Below are 21,185 nucleotides of genomic sequence, written 5' to 3' on the forward strand. Positions count from 1 at the left end.
GGCGGTCACTATAGAGGCGCGTGTTCCGCCGTACCATTGTTGCCAAGTCAACAAGCCACAGGGCGAGTTGGGCACCGAGGGCAGACCTTGACTCCGGACCCGCGACGGCGGCAGGCTGACGCGGTGATCTTCCAGGCCGCGGCGGAGGGGGCGCGATGACCGGACCGGTGCTCGCCGTCGACCAGGGCACGTCCGGCACCAAGGCGCTCGTGGTCTGCCCCGAACGCGGTGTCCTCGGCACCGGTTTCGCCGAGGTGCGCCCCCGCCACCTGCCCGGCGGCCTGGTCGAGGTGGACCCGGCCCGGCTGTACGACTCGGTGGTGGAGGCGGGCCGGCGCGCGCTCGCCGAGGCCGGCGAGGACGTCGTCGCGCTCGGCCTCGCCAACCAGGGCGAGACCGTCCTCGCCTGGGACCCGGACACCGGCCGCCCGCTGACCGACGCCCTGGTGTGGCAGGACCGCCGGGCCGAGACCGTGTGCGCCGGACTCCTCGATCACGCCGATGAGCTGAGGCAGCTGACCGGACTGCCCCTCGATCCGTACTTCGCCGCGCCGAAGATGGCCTGGATCCGCCGCCACCTCACCCGCGACGGCGTCGTCACCACCTCCGACGCCTGGCTCGTCCACCGCCTCACCGGCGCCTTCGCCACCGACGCCGCCACCGCCGGCCGCACCCAGCTGCTCGACCTCGACCGCGCCGAGTGGTCCCCGCGCGCCCTCGACCTCTACGGCCTGGCCGGCGAACGCCTCCCCGAGGTGACCGACGCGGCCCAGCGGGTCGGCACCACCCGCGCGTTCGGCCCGGAGATCCCGCTCACCGGACTCATCGTCGACCAGCAGGCCGCCCTGCTCGCCCAGCGCGTCACCGGGCCCGGCGCCGCCAAGTGCACCTACGGCACCGGCGCGTTCCTGCTCGCCCACACCGGCGACCGCCCCCGGCGCGGCGACTCCGGGCTGGTCAGCTGCGTGGCCTGGCGGCTCGCCGGACACACCGGCTACTGCCTGGACGGCCAGGTGTACACCGCCGCCTCCGCCGTCCGCTGGCTCACCGACCTCGGTGTCCTCTCCGGTGCCGCCGACCTCGACCCGGTCGGCGGCACCGTCCCCGACAGCGGTGGGGTCACCTTCGTCCCGGCCCTCGCCGGACTCGCCGCCCCCTGGTGGCGCGGCGACCTGCGCGGCTCCCTCACCGGCCTCGGCCTCGACACCACCGCCGGCCACCTGGTGCGCGCCCTGTGCGAGGGCATCGCCGCCCAGGTCGCCGAACTCGCCGAGGCAGCCGCCGGCGACCTGGGCGCGCCCCTGACCTCGCTCCGCGTCGACGGCGGCCTCACGCGCTCCGCGCTCCTCATGCAGACCCAGGCCGACCTGCTGCAACGCCCCGTGGAGGTGTCCGGCCTGGCCGACGCCACCGCGCTCGGCGCCGCCGCCCTCGCCCGCCTCGGCGCGGAGCCCGGCCTGAGCGTCGCGGACGCCCTGCCCGACCGGAGACCCGCCGCCGTGTACGAGCCCCGCATCCCGGCCGACCAGGCCGCCGAACGCCGCGCCGGCTTCCGCGCCGCCGTCGCGGCCCTCCTCGGCGCGTGACCGTCACCGCGGCCGGGCCGCTGCCCACGACGCCCTACGACGTGGCCATCGTCGGTGCCGGTGTCGTCGGCTGCGCCATCGCCCGCGAGCTCGCCCGCCGGCCCCGGCTGCGCGTCGCCCTGGTCGAGGCCCAGGACGACGTCGGCCAGGGCACCTCCAAGGCCAACACCGCGATCCTGCACACCGGTTTCGACGCGGCCCCCGGCACCCTGGAGGCCCGCCTGGTCCGCGAGGGGTACGCACTCCTCGGCGCCTACGCCGCCGAGAGCGGCATCCCCGTCGAACGGGTCGGCGCGCTGCTGGTCGCCTGGGACGAGGAACAGCTCGCCGCGCTGCCCCGGCTGGCGGAGAAGGCCGAGCGCAACGCGTACCACGACACCGCCCTGCTGGGCCCCGAGGAGCTGTACGCCCGCGAGCCCCGCCTCGGCCCCGGCGCGCTCGGCGCCCTGCACGTCCCCGGCGAGAGCATCATCTGCCCCTGGACGACGACCCTCGCCTACGCCACCCAGGCGGTCCGCGCCGGCGTCGACCTGCACCTCAACACCGCCGTCCGCGAGGTGACTTCACCGGACGGGCACCTGCTGACCACCAGCCGGGGCACCCTGCGCGCCCGTCACCTGGTGAACGCGGCCGGACTGCACGCCGACACCCTGGACCGCGCGCTCGGCCACGAGGACTTCACCGTCACCCCGCGCCGCGGCCAGCTCCTCGTCTACGACAAGCTCGCCCGCCCCCTCGTGCGGCACATCCTCCTCCCCGTGCCGACCGCCCTCGGCAAGGGCGTCCTGGTCGCCCCCACCGTCCACGGCAACGTCCTGCTCGGCCCCACCGCCGAGGACCTGAGCGACAAAGAGGCCACCGGTTCCACCGCCGACGGGACGGCCGCGCTGCGGGAGCAGGGCCGGCGCATCCTGCCCGCCCTGCTGGAGGAGGAGGTCACCGCCGTCTACGCCGGGCTGCGGGCGGCCACCGGGCACGAGGACTACCGCATCACCGCGCACCCCGCGCAGGCGTACGTCACCGTCGGCGGCATCCGCTCCACCGGCCTGACCGCCTCCCTGGCCATCGCCGCCCACGTCGTGGGACTGCTGGCCGACGGCGGCCTCGGCCTCGGCCCGGTCCGGGAGCCGGACCCGGTGACCATGCCCAACCTCGGCGAGGCCTTCCCACGCCCCTACCAGCGCCCCGGCCTCATCGCCGCCGACCCCGAGTACGGCACCCTCGTCTGCCACTGCGAGCGCGTCTCCCGCGGGGAGATCCGCGACGCCCTCGCCAGTACGGTCCCGCCCCGCAGCCTGGAGGGCCTGCGCCGCCGCACCCGCGCCCGGTCCGGCCGCTGCCAGGGCTTCTACTGCGGCGCGGCGGTACGGGAGCTGTTCGAGCGGGGGACGAGACCATGACGGCCCCGCGGCACGTGGACGTCCTCGTCGTCGGTGCCGGCCCCGCCGGGCTCGCCGCCGCCGCGCGGCTGGCCGCCGCCGGCGCCGGACACGTGGAGGTGCTGGAACGGGAGGCGCGGCCCGGCGGAGTGCCCCGGCACTGCGCCCACGGCGGCTTCGGCACCTGGACGCACCCGCTGACCGGCCCCGGGTACGCCCGCCTGCTCACACAGGCCGCCGAGCGCGCGGGCGCCACCGTCCGGACCGGTGTGACGGCGCTGGACTGGGCGCCGACGGGACCCGTGCTCACCGCCGTCGGCCCCGGCGGCCCGGAGACCGTCACGGCACGGGCGGTCGTCCTCGCCACCGGCGCCCGCGAACGCCCGCGTTCCGCCCGGCTGGTGCCCGGCACCCGCCCCGCCGGCGTGTACACCACCGGCGAACTCCAGCAGGCGGTGCACCTGTTCGGGCAGCACATCGGCACCCGCGCGGTCGTCGTCGGCGCGGCGGACGTCTCCTACGCGGCGGCGGACACCGTCCGCGCGGGCGGCGCCGAGGTCGTCGCCCTCGTCACGGAACACCCGCGCGCCCAGACCGGCCGCGTCCGCGCCCGGGCGGCCCTGCTGCGCCACGGCGTCCCGCTGCTGACCGACACCACCGTCACCGGACTCCTCGGCCACGGCCGCCTGTCCGGCGTCGGCGTCCGCCACCGGGACGGCCGTACGACCGTCCTCCCCTGTGACACCGTGGTCTTCACCGGCGATTTCGTCCCCGACCACGAACTGGCCCGGCGCGGCGGCCTCACCCTGGACCCCGGCACCCGCGGCCCCGCCGTCGCCGGCTCCCTGCACACCTCCCGCCCCGGTGTCTTCGCCGCCGGCAACGTCCTGCACGCCGTGGAGCCCGCCGGCACGGCGGCCCGCGAGGGCGCCCGGGCGGCCGGCGCGGTGCTCGACTTCCTGGCGGGCGCGCCCTGGCCGGCCCCCGGCGTCCCCGTGGCCGTCGCACCGCCGCTGCGCTGGATCGCCCCGAACCGCGTCACCCCGGCCGCCCCGTCCGCTCCCCACGTCCTGCGCACCGGCGTCCCGCTGCACCGGCCGGTGCTGTACGTCCGCCAGGACGGCCGCCTCCTGCACCACGAGCGCCTCCCCACCGCCCTGCCCGACCGCACCCTGACCCTCGGCACCCGCTGGCACCACCGGGTCGACCCCGACGGCGGGGAGGTACGCGTGAGCGCCGGCTGAGCGCGGGGCCGCCGCGGGGGCAGCGGTTCACGAGTCCGTGAACGACCCGTGCCGTCCGGCACCCGACGCGAACCGGGCGGCGCCCTCCACGCCCTCGGCCAGCACCCCCATGCCCCCACGGAGTTCGCCGCGCAGCGCCGTCTCCTCGTCCTGCCCCTCCTGGTCCAGGACCGACGCCCGGTCACCGCGCAGGCAGGCCTGCGGGAAGCGGGCGATCTCCGCCGCCAGCGCCTCCGCCTCGGCGCGCGCGTGCCCGGCGGGCACCAGCCGGTTCACCAGACCCATCCCGTATGCCTCGCGGGCCGGCACCGGGCGGCCGGTGAGGATCATGTCCAGGGCCCGGCCGGTGCCGATCAGCCGGGGCAGCCGTACCGTGCCGCCGTCGATCAGAGGCACGCCCCAGCGGCGGCAGAACACCCCGAACACCGCGTCCTCCTCGGCGACCCGCAGATCGCACCACAGGGCGAGTTCCAGGCCGCCCGCGACCGCGTGCCCGGCCACCGCCGCGATCACCGGCTTGGACAGCCGCATCCGCGTCGGTCCCATCGGCCCGTCGCCGTCCCGCGCCACCCGGTTGCCGCGCTCCGTGCCGATCGCCTTCAGGTCCGCGCCCGCGCAGAAGGTGCCGCCCTCACCCCACAGCACCGCCACCCGGGCGCCGTCGTCCGCCTCGAACGCCCGGAAGGCGTCGGCCAGTTCGGCGGCCGTCGGACCGTCCACCGCGTTGCGTGCCTCAGGCCGGGACAGGACGACCGTGGTGACGTACTCCTCGCGTTCCGTACGCACCGGCACGGCGGGTCTCCTTCTGGGGCGGGGCGGCTCGGGGGGCCACTCTGCCTCAGATGACCTTCAGCCGCACCAGCGCGCCCAGGGTCAGCGCCCCCGGCACCAGCGGCAGCCACACGGTGATGATCCGGTACGCCAGCACCACCGCCGTCGCCACCGCCGCCGGGCCGCCCACCGCGACCAGGGCCACGACCAGGGCCGCCTCCACGGACCCCAGCCCGCCGGGTGTGGGCACCAGCGCCACCGCGACCGTCGCCGCGAGGTAGGCCAGCACCATGTGCGCGGGCGGCACCGGCAACCGCAGCGCCTGCCCGACGGCCGCGAGTCCGGCCGCCTGGAGTGCGGGGAAGGCCAGCGAGCCGCCCCACAGCGCCAGGGCGCGGGCCGGCCGGGTGTGCACCGACCGGGCCTCGTTCAGGGCGTCCCGCGCGAACGCGGACACACGCCTGCGCAGCGGCCGTACGAGCGCCGCCCCGGCCACCGCCACGACCGGCAACGCCAGCACGCCTGTCAGCAGCGGCAGCGCCGAGCCGTCGGGCAGCAGGGGACCGAGCCGCAGCGCGTCCGGGAACGCGATCAGCAGCGCGGCCAGCAGCCCGAGCCGGCCCACGCACTCCGCCAGCAGATACAGGGCGAGCGCGGCCGAGGAACGCGCCGGCGGCACCCCGCACACGGTCATGAACCGCAGGTTGACGGCGCCCGCGCCGAGCCCGGTCGGCAGCAGGTGGTTGGCGGCGGCCGCCGCGAACTGGGTGGCCAGCAGCCGCCCCCTCGGCAGCGGCTGGAGCACCGCGCCCTGCCGGGTGACGGCGGCGGCGACCCAGGTCAGGCAGGTCGCCGTGGCCGCCACGAGCAGCCACGGCCAGGAGGCGGTGCGCAGCTGGCCGAAGCCCTCGGCGAGGACCGAGCGGTGCCGTACGGCGGCCACGGCGACGAGCCCGAGCGGCACCAGGCACAGCACCTGGCGCAGGGGGAGGCGCCGGGGCGGGCGCCGACGGGGGAGCGGGACGGCAGTCACACCGCCACAGGGTCTCCGGGGCGTCCCAACGGCGGGTGAACCGTCGCGGACATTGACCTCAACGAACCTTGAGGTTCTACGGTCTCTTCCATGAGCATGGAGACCACCGCCTGGACGCAGCTGCACAGCGTGATGAACGCGCAGTCCGAGCGTCGCCCCTTCGCCCGCGCCACCCTGCGCCGCATCGCCGCCTTCGCCCGCCCGCACCGCGCCGGCATCGCCCGGTTCGTGCTGCTCGGGGTGGTGACCGCCCTGCTCGCCGTCGCGACACCCGTGCTCGCCGGCCGCGTCGTCGACGCGATCGTGGCGGGGCACGACTCCGGCACGGTGGTCCGGCTGTCCCTGCTCATCGCGCTCGTCGCGCTCGCGGAGGCGGGGCTCGGCATCCTCGGCCGCCGCCTGTCGTCGACGCTCGGGGAGGGACTCATCCTCGACCTCAGAACGGCTGTGTTCGATCATGTGCAGCGCATGCCCGTCGCGTTCTTCACACGTACGCGTACGGGCGCGCTGGTCAGCCGTCTCAACAACGACGTGATCGGCGCCCAGCGCGCCTTCGCCAACACCCTCTCCGGTGTCGTCAGCAACCTGGTCACCCTGCTGCTCACGCTCGCCGTGATGCTCACCCTGTCCTGGCAGATCACCCTGCTCGCGCTGGTCCTGCTGCCGGTGTTCGTGCTGCCCGCCCGCCGCATGGGCAGCCGGATGGCCCGCATGCAGCGCGAGGCAGCGGCGCTGAACGCGGCCATGGGCACCCGGATGACCGAGCGGTTCTCCGCCCCCGGCGCCACCCTGGTCAAGCTGTTCGGGCGCCCGGAGGAGGAGTCGGCGGAGTTCTCGGCGCGGGCCGCCCAGGTCCGGGACATCGGCGTGCGCACGGCGACGGCCCAGTCCGTCTTCATCACCTCCCTCACCCTGGTCTCCGCCCTCGCCCTGGCCCTCGTCTACGGCCTCGGCGGCTGGTTCGCGCTGCGCGGCACCCTGGAGCCCGGCGCGGTCGTCTCCCTCGCGTTGCTGCTGACCCGGCTGTACGCCCCGCTGACCGCGCTCGCCGGGGCCCGGGTCGAGGTGATGAGCGCGATCGTCAGCTTCGAGCGGGTCTTCGAGGTGCTCGACCTCAAGCCGCTCATCACCGAGAAGCCGGACGCACGCGAGGTCCCCGACGGCCCGGTCGCCGTCGAGTTCGACGACGTCCGCTTCTCCTACCCGTCCGCCGACCAGGTCTCCCTCGCCTCGCTGGAGGAGGTCGCCGCGCTCGACACCCGCGGCGGCACCGAGGTGCTGCGCGGCATCTCCTTCCGCGCCGAGCCCGGCCAGACCGTCGCCCTCGTCGGCTCCTCCGGCGCCGGCAAGTCGACCATCGCCCAGCTCCTGCCGCGCCTGTACGACGTCGACGCGGGCGCGGTCCGCATCGGCGGCGTCGACGTCCGCGACCTCACCTCCGCCTCGCTGCGGGCCACCCTCGGCATGGTCACCCAGGACGGCCACCTCTTCCACGACACCGTCCGCGCCAACCTGCTGCTGGCCCGCCCCGACGCGGCTGACGAGGAACTGTGGGACGCCCTCGGCCGCGCCCGCCTCGCCGACGTCGTCCGGTCCCTGCCCGACGGCCTGGACACCGTCGTCGGCGAGCGGGGCTACCGGCTCTCCGGCGGCGAACGCCAGCGCATGACGATCGCCCGGCTGCTGCTCGCCCGCCAGCGGGTGGTCATCCTGGACGAGGCCACCGCCCACCTGGACAACACCTCCGAGGCGGCCGTCCAGGAGGCGCTCACCGAGGCCCTGGAGGGCCGCACCGCCGTGGTCATCGCCCACCGCCTGTCCACGGTCCGCGCCGCCGACCAGATCCTGGTCGTGGAGTCGGGCCGCATCGTGGAACGCGGCACACACGACGAACTGCTGGCAGCGCGGGGCCGGTACGCCGAGCTGCACCGCACGCAGTTCGCGGGGCGCGGCGAGGCGGCGCAGACGGTGGCGCCGGAGGCGGGGGCGGGGGAGGAGCGGGTGCCGACGGTGGGGTGAGGGTGCGCCGGGGCCGTCCGGGGCGCACCGCTCGCCGCGACGGCGCGACGGCGACCCGCACCGGGCGGGGGCGCCCGTACCCTGACCGGCGGGCTTCACCCGACCGCGGCACCCGCGCCTCCGCGTCGCCACGCCATCCCTCGGCGAGCGGCGCGTCGCCGGCGTCCCCGATCCCTTCGTCCCGGACATCGCCCCGCCGGCCGGCGGCTCCCCTGCCGGTCAGATGCCGTACCGCGGGGAGCACGACGGGCAGGCAGACCCCCTCGGCCAGCCCCCGCACGGCCGGGTCGTTCGTCCTCGGCCTCCGACGACGCGGCTCGGCCCCCGGCGTCACGCGGTCCTCGCCCCGGTGCCGCCTGACCCCTAATTGCCCTCGCCCCCGGTGCCGCCCGGCCCCCGATCTCCGGCGTCACCCCGCCCGCCCGTGACCCGGCCCTGGGCCACCAACGCGCCCCGGTCCACGGCCTCCGTCCCGCCCGGTCCGTCGCACCCGGCGCCTCCGCTTCCTCCCCCGTGCGCTCGCCCCCCGCCGGCGCCGGGCGGTGTTCCGGTGTCCGGTCGGGTTTCCCGTTACCCCTCTTGACCGCCAGTGGTCCGTACCTTTAGTTTCACGCCTTAAACAAAGCCCCGCAGGTCCCAACGGCCGAATGTCCCCCGGCTGTTGGGTCTGCGGTCCCCCCACCCGAAAGGCCACCCGCGCACATGGCCAGACCCCTCCCGGCGGCGGGCACGCTCGCCGCCATGTCCCTCGCCGCCGCTCTGCTCACGGCGGCACCCGCGCCCGCCGCCACCGCCGGGGCCGCCGCCCTGCCCACGGGCTTCGCCACGGTCATGAACGCCGCGAGCGGCAGGTGTCTGGACGCCAAGGCCGCCGCCACCGCCAACGGCACCGCCGTGCAGCAGTACGCCTGCAACGGCACCACGGCCCAGCAGTGGAGCTTCACCGATGCCGGCGGCGGCTACGTCCGCATCAACAACCGCAACGACACCAACCAGGTGGCCGACGTCGCCGACGTCTCCACGGCCGACAACGCGCCGGTCCACCTGTGGAGTTACGGCGGCGGCACCAACCAGCAGTGGCTCCCCGTGGACGACGGCGGCGGCGCCTTCCACTTCGTCAACCGCAACAGCGGCAAGTGCCTGGACGACCCCGGCGCCTCACTCGCCGACAGCGTGCAGTTCGTGCAGTACACCTGCAACGGCACCGCCGCCCAGCGCTTCCAGGTGGTCCCCGTGACCCAGTCGGCGAGCAATCCGGACCTCGGCCCGGGCGTCGTCGTGTTCGACCCGTCGATGTCCTCCTCGACCATCCAGGGCAAGCTGGACACCATCTTCAAGCAGCAGGAGACCAACCAGTTCGGCTCCCAGCGCTACGCCGTCCTCTTCAAGCCCGGCGCCTACAACGCCAACGTCAACGTCGGCTTCTACACCCAGGTGCTCGGCCTCGGCCTGACCCCTGACGCGGTGACGGTCAACGGCGCGGTGCACGCCGAGGCCGACTGGTTCCAGGGCAACGCCACCCAGAACTTCTGGCGCGGCGCCGAGAACCTGTCCGTCAACCCCACCGGCGGCGGCGACCGCTGGGCGGTCTCGCAGGCGGCGGCCTACCGCCGGATGCACCTGCGCGGCAACCTCGCCCTGGACGACGGCGGCTGGTCCTCCGGCGGCTACCTCGCCGACAGCAAGGTGGACGGACAGGTCAACTCCGGTTCGCAGCAGCAGTGGCTGACCCGCAACTCCCAGCTCGGCAGCTGGACCGGGTCCAACTGGAACATGGTGTTCGTCGGCAGCCAGGGCGTCCCGGCCACCAGCTTCCCGAACCCGCCGTACACCACCGTCGCGCAGAGCCCGGTCATCCGGGAGAAGCCGTTCCTGTACGTCGACGGCTCCGGGAACTACCAGGTGTTCGTGCCGTCCGTGCGCACCGACTCCACCGCGACGAGCTGGGCCGGCGGCAGTCCGGCCGGCAGCTCGCTGCCGCTCAGCCAGTTCTACGTCGTCAAGCCCGGCGCCACCGCCGCACAGATCAACGCCGCCCTGGCGGCCGGCCAGAACCTGCTGGTCACGCCCGGCGTCTACCACCTCGACCAGACCCTGAAGGTGACCCGCCCGGACACGGTCGTCCTCGGCCTCGGCCTGGCCACCTTCGTCCCGGACAACGGCGTCACCGCGATGTCCGTCGCCGACGTCGACGGTGTGAAGATCGCGGGCCTGCTCTTCGACGCCGGCACCACCAGCTCCAAGAGCCTGGTCGAGGTCGGGCCGGCCGGCTCCGCCGCCTCCCACGCGGCCGACCCGACCTCCCTGCACGACGTGTACTTCCGCGTCGGCGGCGCGGGCGTCGGCAAGGCCGCGACCGGCCTCGTCGTCAACAGCGACAACGTCATCGGCGACCACATGTGGATCTGGCGCGCCGACCACGGCAGCGGCGTCGGCTGGACCAGCAACACCTCCGACACCGGCCTGGTGGTCAACGGGGACGACGTCACCATGTACGGGCTGTTCGTGGAACACTTCCAGAAGTACCAGACCGTCTGGAACGGCAACGGCGGCCGCACCTACTTCTTCCAGAACGAGATGCCGTACGACCCGCCGAACCAGGCCGCCTGGATGAACGGCTCCACGCAGGGCTACGCCGCCTACAAGGTCGCCGACTCGGTCACCAGCCACCAGGCGTACGGCCTCGGAAGCTACTGCTACTTCAACGTCAACCCCAGCGTGACGGCCGCCCGCGCCATCGAGGCGCCGGACAACCCGAACGTCCGCTTCACCAGCATGGTGACCGTCTCCCTCGGCGGCACCGGCACCATCAGTCACGTCATCAACAACACCGGAGGACCGTCCAACGCGACGACCAACGTCGCGAACCTCGTCCGCTACCCGTGAGCCAAGGGGATGACCTCCCGGACGTGTGAGCCCCGCGTGTCCTGGATACGCGGTGTGCACGGCTCCACCGTCCGTCCGGGAGGTCACCCCCGCCATGACCAGCGCATCCCACCACTCCGAGGTCACCCTGCGGGTCAACGGCAAACCCCACACCCTGCGCGTCGACCACCGGCGCGTGCTGCTGGACCTGCTGCGCGAGGACCTGGACCTCACCGGCTCCAAGAAGGGCTGCGACCACGGCCAGTGCGGTGCCTGCACCGTGCTGGTCGACGGACGCCGCCAGAACAGCTGTCTGCTCCTCGCCGTCACCCTCGACGGCAGCGAGATCACCACCGTCGAGGGCCTGGGCGGCGACGGCGAGGAGCCGCACCCGCTCCAGCGGGCCTTCCTGGACCGCGACGCCTTCCAGTGCGGCTACTGCACCCCCGGCCAGCTCTGCTCCGCCGTGGGCATGCTCGCCGAGGCCGCGGCCGGCCACCCCTCCCACGTCACCGATCCGGCGGCCCCCACCGAGGGGCCCGTACCGCTGGACCGGCCCGAGATCCGCGAACGGATGAGCGGCAACCTGTGCCGCTGCGGCGCCTATCCCCGCATCGTCGAGGCGATCGAGGACGTGATCTGAGTGAACGGCTTCGGATACCTCAGGCCCGGCAGCGTCCAGGAGGCCGTCGAGGCCTACGCCGCCCAGCCCGGCGCCCGCTATCTGGCCGGCGGCACCAACCTGGTCGACCTGCTGAAACTCGGCGTGGAGCGGCCCGCCCTCCTCATCGACATCGGCCGGCTGCCGCTGGACCAGGTCCAGGAGCTGCCCGACGGCTCCCTGCGGGTCGGCGCCACCGTCCGCAACAGCGACCTCGCCGCCGACCCGCGCGTCCGCGAGCGCTGGCCCGCCCTGTCCCAGGCGCTCCTCGCCGGCGCCTCCGCACAGCTGCGCAACGCCGCCACCACCGGCGGCAACCTGCTCCAGCGCACCCGCTGCCCCTACTTCCAGGACCTGGACAAACCCTGCAACAAACGGGAGCCGGGCAGCGGCTGCGGCGCCCGGGACGGCGTCCACCGCGACCACGCCGTCCTCGGCCACTCCCCGCACTGCATCGCCACCCACCCCTCCGACATGGCCGTCGCCCTCGCCGCCCTCGACGCCCAGGTCGAGCTGTACGGCACCGACGGCACCCGGCGGCTGCCGGTGGCCGACTTCCACCGGCTGCCCGGGGAGCACCCCGAGCGGGACACCTGGATCCGCCCCGGCGAGCTCATCACCGGCGTGCTGCTCCCGGCCGCCACCGCCGGCGCCCCGTCCGCCTACCGCAAGGCCCGGGACCGGGCGTCGTACGCCTTCGCGCTCGCCTCCGTGGCCGTCATGCTGAGGGTCGCGGACGGCGTCGTCGACCAGGTGGGCGTCGCCTTCGGCGGGCTCGCCCACCGGCCCTGGCGGGCCCGGCACACCGAGCTGGCGCTGCTGGGCGCCCCCGCCACCCCGGCCGCCTTCGAAGGGGCCGTGGCCCTCGAACTCGCGCACGCCGAACCGCTGCGGGACAACGCCTACAAGGTGTCCCTCGCCCGCAACCTCGCCCTGGACGTCCTGAACCGTCTCGCCCCGGCCCCGGCAGTGGCCTGACCCTCACCAGACCGGAGGACCCATGACCGGCACGACCGGCACCGCCCTGGGCGCCCCCGCCGAGCGCCGGGAAGGGCGGCAGAAAGTCACCGGCGCCGCCCGCTACGCCGCCGAGTACACCCTGCCCGGCCGCGTCCACGCCTGGCCCGTGCCCGCCGCGGTCACCCGCGGCCGGGTCACCGCCGTCGACACCTCGGCCGCCCTCGCCCTGCCCGGCGTCCTCGCCGTCCTCACCCCCTTCGACGCGCCCCGGCTCGCCGAGCCCGAGGACGGCACGCTCGCCGTACTGCAGAACCCGGACGTGCCGCACCGGGGCTGGTGCGTGGCCCTGGCCGTCGCCGAGACCCTGGAGACCGCCCGCGCCGCCGCCCGCGCCGTCCGCGTCACCTACACCACCGCACCCCACGACACCGGCCCCGCCGAGGGCCACCCGGACGCCTACGAACCCGAGGACGCGGGCGGCCAGCCCGGGCGGCTCGAACACGGCGACCCCGAGGCCGCCTACGCCGCGGCCGAGGTGCGCGTCGACGCCACCTACCGGGTGCCGCCGCTGCACAACCACCCGATGGAACCGCACGCCAGCACCGCCCACTGGGACGGCGACCGGCTCACCGCGTACACCTCCAGCCAGGGCGGCACGGCCGTGCGGTCCGTCCTCGCCCAGCTGTTCCGGCTGCCCGAGGAGCGGATCACCGTCGTCGCCGAGCACGTCGGCGGCGGCTTCGGCTCCAAGGGGACCCCGCGCCCGGACGTCGTCCTCGCCGCGCTCGCCGCCCGGCACACCGGCCGGCCCGTCACCGTGGCCTACCCCCGCCGGTACCTGCCCACCACCGTCGGCCACCGCGCCCCGACCGTGCAGCGGCTGCGGCTCGGCGCGCACCCGGACGGCCGGCTCACCGCCCTGCTGCACGACGTCACCACCCACACCTCGCGCGTGAAGGAGTTCGTGGAATACGCCGGGGTGGTCTCCCGCGTCATGTACGCCACCCCCAGCCTGCGCAGCGCCCACCACGTGGTGCCGCTGGACGTGCCCAGCCCGTCCTGGATGCGGGCCCCCGGCGAGTCACCCGGCATGTACGCCCTGGAGTCCGCCATGGACGAACTCGCCGACGCCCTCGGCATGGACCCGGTGGAGCTGCGCGTGCGCAACGAACCGGAACGGGAACCGGGCAGCGGCAAGCCGTTCAGCAGCCGGCACGTGGTGGAGTGCCTGCGCGAGGGCGCCCGCCGCTTCGGCTGGGCCGGCCGCGACCCGCGCCCCGGTATCCGCCGCGAGGGCCCGCTGCTGATCGGCACCGGCGTGGCCGCCGCCACCTACCCCGTGCAGATCGCCCCGTCCACCGCCACCGCCGAGGCCCGGGCCGACGGCACCTTCGTCATCCGGATCAACGCGGCCGACATCGGCACCGGAGCCCGTACCGTCCTCGCCCAGATCGCCGCCGACGCCCTCGGCGTGCCCCTTGAGCGGGTGCGCACCGAGGTCGGCCACAGCGATCTGCCGCCGGCCCCGCTGGCCGGGGGCTCCATGGGCACCGCCTCCTGGGGCTGGGCCGTGCACGAGGCGTGCACCCGGCTCGCCGCGGAGCCCGCCCCGCCGTCCGGCGAGCGCCACGTCGTCCGCGCCGACACCACCGGGACGGCCGACGCCGAGAGCCCCTACGCGCGGCACGCGTTCGGCGCGCACTTCGCCGAGGTCGCCGTCGACACCGTCACCGGCGAGATCCGGGTGCGCCGGCTGCTCGGCGTCTTCGCCGCCGGGCGGATCCTCAACGCCCGCACCGCACGCTCCCAGTTCACCGGCGCCATGGCCATGGGCCTCGGCATGGCCCTCACCGAGCACAGCACCCTGGACCCGGCGTTCGGCGACTTCCCCGAGTCCGACCTCGCCTCCTACCACGTGCCCGTCCACGCCGACGTCCCCGCCATCGAGGCCGACTGGATCGACGAACACGACACCCACCTCAACCCCATGGGCAGCAAGGGCATCGGCGAGATCGGCATCGTCGGCACCGCCGCCGCCCTCGGTAACGCCGTCCACCACGCCACCGGCATCCGCTTCCGCACCCTCCCCCTCACTCCCGACCGGATCCTCGCCGGCCTGCTGTCCGAGGGGTGACGGTGACGGGACCCGCGTGGGAGCACCCTTGGGAGTACCCCAGGGAGTACGTCTGGGAGTACGTCTGGGAGTACGACGGCTACCGGCCGGCGGAGGAGCGCCTGCGGGAGTCGCTGTGCACCCTCGGCAACGGCTACTTCGCCACCCGCGGGGCACTGCCCGAGTGCGCCGCGGACGACGTGCACTACCCGGGCACCTACGCGGCCGGCTGCTACAACCGGCTCACCTCCGAGGTCGCCGGGCGCCGCGTCGAGAACGAGGACATGGTCAACCTGCCCAACTGGCTGCCGTTGCGCTTCCGGCCCGCGGGCGGGGACTGGTTCACCCCGGACACCGTGCCCGTCACCGAGCACCGCCAGGTGCTCCACCTCGACCCCGGCCTGCTGGAACGCCGTACCCGCTACCCGGTCGGCCCCGACGCCACCCTCCTCGTCCGCCAGGTACGCCTGGTCCACCTGGCCGACCCCCATCTCGCGGCCCTGCGCACCGAGTTCACCGCCGAGGGCCACACCGTCGAGCTGGACGTCGAGGCCGCGCTCGACGGGCGCGTCACCAACTCCGGCGTCGCCCGCTACCGGGACCTGGACGGCCGGCACCTCAGCCACATCGAGGTCGGCACCAGCGCACCCGGCACGGTCTGGCTGCGCTGCCGCACCCGGACCTCCGACATCAGCGTCGGACTGGCCGCCCGGCTGACCGCGGGGGTGCCGGTCACCCACGCCAACGAGGCCCACCGCGCCGTCCAGCGGCTCCGGTTGTCCCTGCCGCCCGGCCGGACCGCCACCGTCGACAAGACCGTCGCCCTGCACACCTCCCGCGACCCGGCCATCAGCGACCCGCTGCGCGCGGCCGTGGACCGGGCCGACGCAGCCCCCGGCTTCGACGAACTGCGCGAGACCCACCACGCCACCTGGGAACAGCTGTGGCGGCGCACCGCGCTCGACGTGCCCGGCGAGGCGGGCAGCATCCTGCGCCTGCACCTGTTCCACGTCCTGCAGACCCTCTCGCCGCACACCGCCGACCTGGACGTCGGCGTCCCCGCCCGCGGCCTGCACGGCGAGGCCTACCGTGGGCACGTCTTCTGGGACGAACTCTTCGTCCTGCCCTACCTGAACCTCCACCTCCCCGAGGTCTCCCGCGCCCTGCTCCGCTACCGCCACCGCCGCCTGGACGCCGCCTGCCACGCGGCCCGGGACCTCGGCCGGGGCGGCGCGCTCTACCCCTGGCAGAGCGGCAGCGACGGCCGCGAGGAGACCCAGCAGCTGCACCTCAACCCGCGATCCGGCCACTGGCTGCCGGACCACTCCCGGCTCCAGCACCACGTCGGCTCGGCCGTGGCCTACAACGTCTGGCAGTACTGCGAGGCCACCGGCGACATCGAGTTCCTGCACGGCGAGGGCGCCGAGGTGCTCCTCCAGATCGCCCGCTTCTGGGGGCAGTCGGCGACCTGGGACGACCACCTCGGCCGGTACCGCATCCGGGGCGTGGTCGGCCCCGACGAGTACCACGACGCCTACCCCGGCGCGGCCAGGCCCGGCCTGGACGACAACGCGTACACCAACGTCACCGCCGCCTGGGTGCTCACCCGCGCCCTGGAACTGCTGCGCGTCCTGCCCGAGCCGCGCCGCCGGGAACTCACCGAGCTGACCGGCCTCGGCGAGGACGAACCCGACCGGTGGACGGAGGTCTCCCGCCGCCTGCACATCCCCTTCCACGACGGGGTGATCAGCCAGTTCGACGGCTACGGCGACCTCGCCGAACTGGACTGGGCGGGCTACCGCGGACGGTACGACGACATCCGGCGCCTGGACCGCATCCTGGAGGCGGAGGGCGACACCGTCAACCGCTACAAGGCGTCCAAGCAGGCCGACGTGCTGATGCTGGGCTACCTGTTCTCCCCGCTCGAACTGCGCCGCCTGTTCCAGCAGTTGGGGTACCACCTGGACGAGCACATCTGGCTCGCGACCGTCGACCACTACCTGCACCGCACCAGCCACGGCTCCACCCTCAGCGGCCTGGTGCACGGCTGGATCCTGGCCCGCGCCCGCCGCTCCGACGCCTGGAGCTTCGTCCAGGAGGCGCTGCGCGGCGACATCGCCGACCTCCAGGGCGGCACCACCGGCGAGGGCATCCACCTCGGGGCGATGGCCGGCACGCTCGACCTCGTCCAACGCGGACTGACCGGCCTGGAGACCCGCTCCGGCGGCCTGGGCCTCGACCCGGTGCCGCTGCCCGAGCTGTCCTCCTACGGCTTCGGCATCCGCTACCGCGGCCACTGGGGCGTCCGCCTGCGCCTGCGCAGCGGCCTGCTGGAGATCGCCGTACCGGACTCCGGCCGCTCACCCATCGACCTCCGCCTGCACGACCGCGTGGTACCGGTGGGACCGGGCGAAACGGCCCGCCTGGTCCTACCGGACTGAGCCGCGGCCCCGACGCCCGGCCGCACGAAGCCGGGGCATGCGCGCGGGGCGTGGACTCGGCTTCCGGCATCCGGGGACCGCCGCCCGGCCGCGATCCCGCGCCAGTGCCCCGGGGGCGTGGGCTCGGCTTCCGGCTCCCGGGAACCGCCGCCTGGCGGCAGGCCCGCGCCGGTGCCGCCGGGCGTGGGCTCAGCGTGCGGGCCCGCGCTCGCGCCGCCGGGTGTGGCTCAGCCCTCCGCGACCGGATAGCGGTGCACCGGCGGCAGCCCGGGCAGCAGCCCCGGCCACACCGTGTCCAGGACGTGCGCGCTCGGTGTGAAGAGCGGGCGGGTGAGGCCGGGGAGGTCGGCCGGCTCGTGCCACTCCCAGCGGCGGATCAGCCGCGGCTCGGTGACGACCGGCTCGCCGGTGAACGCCGTGACCCGGACGGCGGCCGTCACCCGGGGCATGCCGTCCACGGAGTCCATCAGGACCGCCCGCACCCGCGCCCCGGCGGGGTCGGCCTTCAGGGACGTCTCCTCCTCCAGCTCCCGCACGGCCGCCGTGGCGAAGTCCTCGCCCGGCTCGTTCTTGCCGCCGGGCAGTTCCCACACGCCCCGCACCGACCAGCCCAGCAGCACCCGCCCCGCCGCGTCCGTGACGACGACACCGGCCCCGGTCAGCGCGTGTGCGGTGGGCCGGCCCTTGCCGGCGCAGACCAGAGCGGCGGGGGAGGGGCCGCGCAGGACGAGCAGGGCCAGGCCGTCGGCGTCGTACCGCCCGGCGGACTCCCAGCCCGCGCACAGCAGCCCGAGCTCCTCCTCGTCCAGCGCCACGCCCCGCTCGCTCTCCGGTACGGCGCCCACCACCGGGGTGATCACGCACAGCGCGCCGCCGGGACGCAGCCGCTCCCGCAGCCGGCCGAGCACCCGGGTGCGGTCGCGGACGAACGCCCAGACGAGCCGGACGGTGATCAAGTCGTACGCGTCGTGCGGGAGTCGGTCCAGACTGTCCCGTTCGACGTCCAGCTGCCGGTACGTCACCCCGGTCCCGCCGGCATCCCGGGCCCCGGCGAGCGCGACGGCGGACCGGTCCACGGCGTCCACCCGGTACCCGGACGCGGCCAGGTGGCGGGCGAGTTCACCGAGCCCGCAGCCGACGTCCAGGCAGCGTCCGCCCGCCGGCGCCGGTGCGTGCTCGGCGAGCAGCCGGCGCTCGGCGGGGCCCGGCGGCCGGAACCGGCCGCCGCGCGCGTAGTGCGCGTCCCACTCCTCGGGTCGCAGCCGTGCCACCGGGCCTCCTCATGACGGTCGATACGCGGACAAGGGGATCATGGCCCGGTCACGGCCGGGACACACCACCGTCCGCGATCTCGACGGCGCCCCTCGGCGGGACCACCATGGGAGGGCGGTCGAGGACGAGAGGAGCCGCCGCACATGAGGGTGACCGACGCGCCCTTGCGCGTCCTGGCCGTGGACGACGAGGAACCCGCGCTCGAAGAACTGCTCTACCTGCTGGGGGAGGACCCGCGGGTCGGCACCGCCGTGCCCGCCCTGGAGGCCACCGAGGCGCTGCGCCGGCTGAGCCGGACCATGACGGAGGGCCCGGACGGCACGGAGGGCTTCGACGTCGTCTTCCTCGACATCGACATGCCCGGCCTCAGCGGCCTCGAACTCGCCCGGCTGCTGGGCGGGTTCGCCGCTCCGCCGCTCGTCGTCTTCGTCACCGCCCACGAGGACTTCGCCGTGCGCGCCTTCGACCTGAAGGCGGTGGACTACCTGCTCAAGCCGCTGCGCAAGGAGCGCTTCGCCGAGGCCGTACGACGGGTCGCCGAGCTGGTCCGGGCGGGACAGGGCCCCCGCCCGGCCGCCCCGGTGCCGCCCGCGCCCGCGGCACCCGCCGTCGGCGACCAGGTGCCCGTGGAACTGGGCGGGGTGACCCGGTTCGTGCCCCTCGCCGACATCACCCACGTCGAGGCGCAGGGCGACTACGCGCGGCTGCACACCGGCCGGGGCAGCCACCTGGTGCGGATACCGCTGTCCACGCTGGAGGAGCAGTGGCGCTCGCGCGGCTTCGTCCGGATCCACCGCAGCCGGCTCGTCGCCCTCGGCCGGATCGAGGAACTCCGCCTGGACGGGGGCAACGTGAGCGTCCGGATCGGCGACCGGGTGCTCGCCGTCAGCCGCCGCAACGCCCGCGAACTCCGCGACCTGCTGGCGGGCCGCGCGACGGGCCGGATGCGCTGAAGACGGCCTGGAGGTGCCGTCGCCCGTCCCGGCCGCCGCGCGTGTTAGGTTCGTCGGATGAGTGCCCAACACGGCTCGTTCTCCTTGGACTTGGACTTCACGGTACCCCGGTCCGAGGTCTTCCGCGGCTTCGCCGACGCGTCCCTGCGGCGCCGCTGGTTCCGCCTGCCCGGCGGCTCCGCCACCGCCCGGCACGAACTGGACTTCCGGGTCGGCGGCGCGGAGACCGCCCGCAACGTCTTCGTCTCCCTGGACACCGAGGAACACCTCGCCTACCGCTCCCGGTTCCTGGACATCGTGCCGGACACCCGGATCGTCCACGTCTACGAGGCCGAGGTCGACGGCAGCCGCCGCTGGATCTCCCTGGTCACCGTCGAACTCGCCGACGAACCCGCCGGCTCCCGCCTGACCTGGACCGAGCAGTACACCTGGCTCGTGCCGACCGGCGACGGCACCCAGGACGCCGCCCACCTCCGCGGCGGCACGCGCCTGCTGCTCAACGGCCTGTCCACGGTCGTCAACCCCGACCGCCACCACGGCCTGCGCGTACGGTCCTGAGACCCGCCGCCGGGCTCATCCGGCCGGCGCCACGACCACGTCCCGCCCGGCGACGCCGGGGTCGGTGAACTCCAGGACCCGCTCGGCCTCGGCCCTCAGCTCCTTCACGGCCTTCGCGGGCAGACGCCCGAACGGGGTGAGGGTCAGGGTCACCGCCGTGCTGCGCCGGGTCGTCGCCCAGGTCCCGGCGACGAACCCGTCCCACAGGAAGGACGCCGGCACCCGCAGGTTCCTGGTGATCAGCCGGGGCCGGTACTCGGTGGGGACGATCCGGCTGCGGTCCTTGTGGGCGAGGACCACACTGTCGAACTCCGGCAGCAGGCGGACCGGCGCCGGCGTGTCCGGGCCGGGGCGCGGCGCGTCGGGGAGGTCGTGGACCACCTGGCCGTCCTCGGTGGTGAACGTGCGCAGCTCCGGGGCGAGCCGCTCGAACACGTCCGCCGCCTTCAGTCAGGCGAACTCGCGCAGGTCGGCGGGGCCGGCCGGGCCGTAGGCGGCCAGGTAGCGGCGGACGAAGTCCTCCGCGGAGCTCTCCTCGGCCGGCTCCGCGCCGAGCCAGGACCCGGCCGTGGTCACCGCGCTGGAGGCGGGGAACGCCCACCGGTGTGCCGTCGGCACCATGACCAGGGGCAGGTGCATGCGCACCCGGTACCCGAGCGCCCGCTCGTCGGCGTCGGGGAACTCCCGCCGCATCCGCTCCCGGATCGCCGCGAAGTCCAGCGGCCCGGCGTCGAGGACGCCACGGGCGGCGGCCACCAGGCGCTCCTGGTCGATCTCCGGTCCGGCGATCCGCTTGGTGACGCCGGCCGCCGCGGCCGCCAGGGAGGGCTCCACCAGGGCGCGGAAGGCCAGGTAGTCGCGGGCGCTGAGCAGGTGCAAGGTGGCCCGGACATAGGTCGCCCGGACCACCTCCCGCTCCTGAAGGGCCGTGCGCAGGTCGTCGGCGCCGAATCCGGCCAGCCGGTTCCACAGGGCGAGGAACGGCGAACCCGGCTGCTGCGCCTGGAGGGCGAGCAGGCGTTCCACGGCCTCGGCGACGGACGTGTGCGCCCGCTCCAGGAGCAACTGCCGGGCCAGGGTGGCCCGGTTCAGTGCCCGTCGGCTCAGGACGTCGGTCATGTCGCTCCTCCGGCTCGGGTGAGGCTCCCCGCGCCAAACTAGGGCACGGGGGCGTCGCCGGGGGAGCCCGCTCACGGTGACGGAGGGTGCGCGGGCGGCCGGCCACCTCTCCGCGGTCGATCCCGCCTCCGGCCAGGCTGACGGGCCCGTCGGCGCGGATGCCGTTCGGCGGGACGAGTGACAGACTGGGCATTCCGAGCCGTGGCCCGCG

The 21,185-nt window shown here is 75.2% G+C and carries 14 protein-coding genes and 1 pseudogene; 11 read left to right on the plus strand and 4 right to left on the minus strand.

What is annotated here, in order from left to right; translation table 11 throughout:
- Positions 1-155: 155 nt before the first annotated feature.
- The 3 genes from AB0946_RS21515 to AB0946_RS21525 are packed head-to-tail and all read left to right on the plus strand — an operon-like array spanning position 156 to position 4,209.
- On the plus strand, positions 156-1,586 hold the full coding sequence (locus AB0946_RS21515) for an FGGY family carbohydrate kinase (RefSeq protein ID WP_366762230.1): 1,431 nt from the start codon (positions 156-158) through the stop codon (positions 1,584-1,586).
- On the plus strand, positions 1,583-2,986 hold the full coding sequence (locus tag AB0946_RS21520; protein ID WP_366762231.1) for an FAD-dependent oxidoreductase: 1,404 nt from the start codon (positions 1,583-1,585) through the stop codon (positions 2,984-2,986). The genes AB0946_RS21515 and AB0946_RS21520 overlap by 4 nt, the downstream gene beginning before the upstream one ends.
- Positions 2,983-4,209, plus strand: a complete 1,227-nt coding sequence (locus AB0946_RS21525; RefSeq protein WP_366762232.1) for an FAD-dependent oxidoreductase — start codon at positions 2,983-2,985, stop codon at positions 4,207-4,209. Before AB0946_RS21520 ends, AB0946_RS21525 begins: the two co-directional genes overlap by 4 nt.
- A 27-nt stretch (positions 4,210-4,236) precedes the next feature.
- Here the strand turns inward: AB0946_RS21525 and AB0946_RS21530 are convergent, their stop codons facing one another.
- Together AB0946_RS21530 and AB0946_RS21535 are read right to left on the minus strand one after the other, a co-directional pair.
- The gene (locus AB0946_RS21530; protein WP_366762233.1) at positions 4,237-5,001 is read right to left on the minus strand and encodes a crotonase/enoyl-CoA hydratase family protein; all 765 of its coding nucleotides are present in this window, start codon (positions 4,999-5,001) and stop codon (positions 4,237-4,239) included.
- A 46-nt stretch (positions 5,002-5,047) separates the two neighbouring features.
- A complete protein-coding gene (locus tag AB0946_RS21535; RefSeq protein WP_366762234.1) occupies positions 5,048-6,013 on the minus strand; it encodes a lysylphosphatidylglycerol synthase transmembrane domain-containing protein in 966 nt (321 codons plus the stop codon).
- Positions 6,014-6,109: 96 nt separating this feature from the next.
- On the opposite strand from AB0946_RS21535, the gene AB0946_RS21540 reads away from it, so the two are divergent.
- The 6 genes from AB0946_RS21540 to AB0946_RS21565 all read left to right on the plus strand — a co-directional run bounded on the left by AB0946_RS21540 (position 6,110) and on the right by AB0946_RS21565 (position 17,072).
- The gene (locus tag AB0946_RS21540) at positions 6,110-8,032 is read left to right on the plus strand and encodes an ABC transporter ATP-binding protein (protein ID WP_366762330.1); all 1,923 of its coding nucleotides are present in this window, start codon (positions 6,110-6,112) and stop codon (positions 8,030-8,032) included.
- A 702-nt stretch (positions 8,033-8,734) separates the two neighbouring features.
- Positions 8,735-10,918 (plus strand): RICIN domain-containing protein, encoded by a 2,184-nt coding sequence (locus AB0946_RS21545; protein ID WP_366762235.1) that lies wholly within the window; start codon positions 8,735-8,737, stop codon positions 10,916-10,918.
- 94 nt (positions 10,919-11,012) lie between these two features.
- A complete protein-coding gene (locus AB0946_RS21550) occupies positions 11,013-11,540 on the plus strand; it encodes a 2Fe-2S iron-sulfur cluster-binding protein (RefSeq protein ID WP_366762236.1) in 528 nt (175 codons plus the stop codon).
- Positions 11,541-12,536 carry a xanthine dehydrogenase family protein subunit M gene (locus AB0946_RS21555; protein ID WP_366762237.1) on the plus strand — a complete coding sequence of 332 codons (996 nt, stop codon included), beginning with the start codon at positions 11,541-11,543 and terminating at the stop codon, positions 12,534-12,536.
- A 22-nt stretch (positions 12,537-12,558) separates the two neighbouring features.
- A complete protein-coding gene (locus AB0946_RS21560; protein WP_366762238.1) occupies positions 12,559-14,652 on the plus strand; it encodes a xanthine dehydrogenase family protein molybdopterin-binding subunit in 2,094 nt (697 codons plus the stop codon).
- Positions 14,649-17,072 carry a glycosyl hydrolase family 65 protein gene (locus AB0946_RS21565; protein WP_366762239.1) on the plus strand — a complete coding sequence of 808 codons (2,424 nt, stop codon included), beginning with the start codon at positions 14,649-14,651 and terminating at the stop codon, positions 17,070-17,072. Before AB0946_RS21560 ends, AB0946_RS21565 begins: the two co-directional genes overlap by 4 nt.
- Positions 17,073-17,299: 227 nt before the next feature.
- Here AB0946_RS21565 and AB0946_RS21570 read toward each other — a convergent pair whose 3' ends face one another.
- The gene (locus AB0946_RS21570) at positions 17,300-18,343 is read right to left on the minus strand and encodes an NUDIX domain-containing protein (protein WP_366762240.1); all 1,044 of its coding nucleotides are present in this window, start codon (positions 18,341-18,343) and stop codon (positions 17,300-17,302) included.
- A gap of 144 nt (positions 18,344-18,487) precedes the next feature.
- On the opposite strand from AB0946_RS21570, the gene AB0946_RS21575 reads away from it, so the two are divergent.
- Both AB0946_RS21575 and AB0946_RS21580 read left to right on the plus strand, forming a co-directional pair.
- Positions 18,488-19,297, plus strand: coding sequence for a response regulator transcription factor (locus tag AB0946_RS21575; protein ID WP_366762241.1), 810 nt, complete (start codon positions 18,488-18,490; stop codon positions 19,295-19,297).
- A gap of 57 nt (positions 19,298-19,354) precedes the next feature.
- Positions 19,355-19,855: an SRPBCC domain-containing protein gene (locus tag AB0946_RS21580; RefSeq protein WP_366762242.1), complete on the plus strand. Its 501-nt coding sequence runs from the start codon at positions 19,355-19,357 to the stop codon at positions 19,853-19,855.
- 15 nt (positions 19,856-19,870) lie between these two features.
- Here AB0946_RS21580 and AB0946_RS21585 read toward each other — a convergent pair.
- Positions 19,871-20,974: pseudogene (locus AB0946_RS21585) on the minus strand (winged helix DNA-binding domain-containing protein).
- Between the last annotated feature and the right edge of the window lie 211 nt (positions 20,975-21,185).

The organism is Streptomyces sp. NPDC046870 (genome assembly GCF_040704595.1).
Taxonomy (GTDB): domain Bacteria; phylum Actinomycetota; class Actinomycetes; order Streptomycetales; family Streptomycetaceae; genus Streptomyces; species Streptomyces argyrophylli.